General features: G+C 34.2%; 6 protein-coding genes. All 6 read left to right on the top strand.

Annotated features, from left to right (window positions below; genetic code table 11):
- Window positions 1-129: 129 nt before the first annotated feature.
- From flaG to HU235_RS19010, 6 genes are read left to right on the top strand one after another with little or no spacing between them, the layout of a single operon-like run.
- Window positions 130-471 (top strand): flagellar protein FlaG, encoded by a 342-nt coding sequence (flaG, locus tag HU235_RS19035; RefSeq protein ID WP_174881237.1) that lies wholly within the window; start codon window positions 130-132, stop codon window positions 469-471.
- 12 nt (window positions 472-483) lie between these two features.
- A complete protein-coding gene (locus tag HU235_RS19030) occupies window positions 484-2,010 on the top strand; it encodes a flagellar hook-associated protein 2 (RefSeq protein WP_174881236.1) in 1,527 nt (508 codons plus the stop codon).
- Between the two features lie 19 nt (window positions 2,011-2,029).
- Window positions 2,030-2,431 carry a flagellar export chaperone FliS gene (gene fliS, locus HU235_RS19025; protein ID WP_145581242.1) on the top strand — a complete coding sequence of 134 codons (402 nt, stop codon included), beginning with the start codon at window positions 2,030-2,032 and terminating at the stop codon, window positions 2,429-2,431.
- Window positions 2,431-2,784: a hypothetical protein gene (locus tag HU235_RS19020; protein ID WP_174881235.1), complete on the top strand. Its 354-nt coding sequence runs from the start codon at window positions 2,431-2,433 to the stop codon at window positions 2,782-2,784. The genes fliS and HU235_RS19020 overlap by 1 nt, the downstream gene beginning before the upstream one ends.
- Before the next feature lie 9 nt (window positions 2,785-2,793).
- Window positions 2,794-3,177, top strand: a complete 384-nt coding sequence (locus HU235_RS19015) for a hypothetical protein (protein ID WP_145581240.1) — start codon at window positions 2,794-2,796, stop codon at window positions 3,175-3,177.
- Window positions 3,178-3,207: 30 nt separating this feature from the next.
- The gene (locus tag HU235_RS19010; protein ID WP_174881234.1) at window positions 3,208-3,408 is read left to right on the top strand and encodes a YjfB family protein; all 201 of its coding nucleotides are present in this window, start codon (window positions 3,208-3,210) and stop codon (window positions 3,406-3,408) included.
- The last annotated feature ends 158 nt before the right edge of the window (window positions 3,409-3,566 follow it).

Here is a 3,566-nt window from a genome sequence, read left to right as displayed (position 1 = left end):
GTATTTTCGATAATATAGATATTAAGCACATTTTTTCTATTAAAAGGATAAATCTGAAAAGACGGATTAAACTTCTTAGAAGATAGTCCGATATAAGAATTAGAACATATTTAAGAGGAGTGTTTATTTATGTCTGTCGCTAAAATTGCTTCACAGCCAACACTTCACAACTTAGATCAAACATACAAAACTGCTGAAAAAGAACATATAGAGACAAGCACTGTGCAAGAGAATCAATTCACTCAAAGTGAAGCGGATTTAGAAAAGGTTGTAAAAAGTATGAACGACTTTCTGCAACCTGCAAACACACATATAAAATTCGAGCTTCATGAAGAATTGAACGAATATTATGTAACAGTAGTAGATAATCAAACGAATGAAGTAGTAAGGGAAATCCCATCGAAGAAAATATTAGATATTTATGCGAAAATGACAGAGTTTATGGGACTTCTGTTTGATAAAAAGATATAGAGGTGATGAGACATGGTAACTCGTATTGGTGGATTAGCAAGTGGAATGGATATTGATACGCTTGTAAGTGATTTAATGAAAGCAGAACGAATTCCACTCGACAAATTAACGCAAAAGAAGCAAATTTTAGAATGGCAACGTGATGACTATCGCAGCATGAATACCCTTTTAAGTGATTTCGATAAGTATATTTTTGATAATATGACACTTCAAAAGGATTTTCTTAAGAAGACTGTTACAAGTACTATGTCGGATGCAGTAACTGCAACAGCTAATACTGCGGCTGGGAATGTATCGACAAGTATTAGTGTAAGTCAGCTTGCAACGTCTGCCAACTGGGTTTCTGATACATCTAGTTACACAGCTTCTTCAACCGATACTGAAATCGAATTACAGGTAACAAATGGTGATGGAACGGTTAAGGATGTTAAGCTTACAATTAAAGCTGGAGCAACTCTAGAGGATGTATTAAAGCAATTATCAAGTAATAAGGACTTAGGTGTTACGGCTTTTGCTGAAAATGGAAAAGTAGTCTTGTCCAAAAATGACACTGGTGCAAATGCATCAATAAAATTAATGGATACAGATGCATTAGATCTATTTAAATCGTTAGGATTTCCTACTGATTCCATTGATCCGACTACAAAAGAATTAGCTCCTACCACGGCAGGAACTGATGCAAAATTTAACATCAACGGCTTAGAAACAACACGCTCAAGCAACACATTCACAATTAACAATGTAAACTACACACTCAACGACGTAACAGATGGAAAAACAGCAAGAATCTCCGTTGCAACTGACACTGATAACATGGTTGATAAAATCGTCCAATTTGTTAACAAATACAATGAAATGATTGAAAAAATCAACGGTGAAATAAGTGAAACACGTTATCGCAGCTATCAGCCATTATCTAATGAAGAAAAAGAGTCGATGACTGACAAGCAAATTGAGCTTTGGGAAGATAAGGCGAAAAGTGGTCTTCTTAAAAATGATTCAATTTTGTCAGGTGCGTTAACAAAAATGCGTACATCTATGTATTCTCCATATAATGGAACAGGCGCAAATAGTGAACTGAACCAACTTGCTCAAATCGGAATTACAACATCAAGTAATTTTAGAGATAACGGGAAATTGACAATTGATGAAACAAAGCTAAGAGCCGCAATCGAAAAAGATCCAGAAGCGGTATTCCAACTTTTTAGTGGTTCAACTAAAGTCACAACAACTGGAGCAGATGGTACGACAACAACGAAGAATAGTACAGTATCATCAGAGATGGGAATTACAAACCGTCTTCGTTCAATTATCAGTGAAACAGTAAAAAGTATTGAGGAAAAAGCTGGTAAGGCGACTTCAACAAACCAGCAATTTTCAATTGGTCGTAATATCGTGGATATCGATTCACAAATTACCCGTTTTGAGGCTCGTCTCCTTCAAATTGAGGATCGCTATTGGCGTCAATTTACAGCAATGGAAAAAGCAATTCAACAAGCAAATTCACAATCAACATACCTAATGCAACAATTTGCTTAAAAACAAAGGAGTGTCTTAAGTGGCTATTAATAATCCGTATGCAGCCTATCAACAAAATTCAATTACAACAGCATCGCCAGGTGAACTTACGTTAATGCTATACAATGGATGTATTAAATTTATTAACCAGGCATCACAAGCGATTGATGCTTCTAATATTCAAGAAAAGAATACAAATATCCAAAAGGCACAAAAAATCATTACTGAGCTTATGATCACGTTAAATAAAGATTATGAGGTCGCTAAAAAATTTGAAGTGATGTATGAATATATGAATCATCGTTTAATTGAAGCAAACATAAAAAATGATAAAGAGATTTTGCAAGAAGTAGAAAATTATGTTGTCGAATTCCGAGATACATGGAAGCAAGTCATCCAAATTAACCGTCAGCAGCAGTATGGTCAAGGTGGACAAGCATAGTGAGTTCAATTCAAGACGTCTATCAAATTACTGAGCAACTTGTTCAGCTTGTTGAAAATCCGATTCCTAAGGATAATCGAGATGATTTTATTGAAAAAATCACGTTATTGCTATCTGAACGAGAGTATGTGATGGCCGGAGTAGAAAAGCCTGTAACTGGGAAAGAGAAAGAGCTTGCGAATAAAATTATTAGTTGGAATGAGACAATTATAAAAAATTTTAAGATGATCCAAAAGCAAATTCAACAAGATATGATGCAATTGAAGAAGACAAAAACGTCGAATAATCAATATACTAACCCATACCAACATCTATCAGTATCAGACGGTATGTATTATGACAAGCGAAAATAGGTGATATACGTGATATCACTGACGGAGCAGGATGTTGAGTTTCTCCAATACTATTACCATCTTTTGGATACGATTGAAGAAGGCTTTGATTATATTCTAAATAGTTTTATGGAGATAGAAAATATTGAAAACAATCAAGTATTTAAAGACATACTTATTGCATTCTATTATATTGATTCCTCTCGTACTCTATTAGAAAAAACGTTTCATAATGATAAATGCCTTCTTCATTCGATACATAAATTTGATGAAATTATCGAATTGCTTGAAGATGAATTAAGATGTAACACAAGCTTTGAACAATCTCTTTTCATGAAGCATCAGTTAATTCCTGCGTTTCTGAATTGGAAGGCTTCAATGCAAACAAATATAAAAACCTATGTTTTGCATTAAATAGTATTTTAATAGATAGGACGTGTCTGTATGGATATCGCATTAATGTCAATGGCCCTTAGTCAAGGAAAGGTCCAGCAACAAGCATCATTATCTGTTATGAAAATGTCAATGGGGAATGCAGAGCAGCAAGGAGATGCGCTGCAAACATTATTAAGCACAACTAACGCATCAGCAATTCAACATGCTGCACAACCGCATTTAGGTGGAAATATTGATATAAAATTATAAGTGATATAGAGTAACCATAGTTATTATGGTTGCTCAGACTGTAGACAAACTCGATAAAATCGAGTTTGCATACAGTCTTTTTTTATTTAAAATATTTATTAATAGATATTTTAGAGGTGATGGATAATGATGACAAGAAACAATAATACTGAAAGAGA

Source organism: Metabacillus niabensis, assembly GCF_902829255.1.
GTDB classification, from domain to species: Bacteria; Bacillota; Bacilli; order Bacillales; family Bacillaceae; genus Metabacillus; species Metabacillus niabensis.
The sequence above is the reverse complement of the archived record's forward strand: the minus strand, read 5'-3'. Positions and strand labels throughout refer to the sequence as shown.

Bases quoted from the DNA above. Each gene is read 5' to 3' on its own strand.
- flaG (WP_174881237.1), top strand. From the start codon at position 130: ATGTCTGTCGCTAAAATTGCTTCACAGCCAACACTTCACAACTTAGAT.
- HU235_RS19030 (WP_174881236.1), top strand. From the start codon at position 484: ATGGTAACTCGTATTGGTGGATTAGCAAGTGGAATGGATATTGATACG.
- HU235_RS19010 (WP_174881234.1), top strand. From the start codon at position 3,208: ATGGATATCGCATTAATGTCAATGGCCCTTAGTCAAGGAAAGGTCCAG.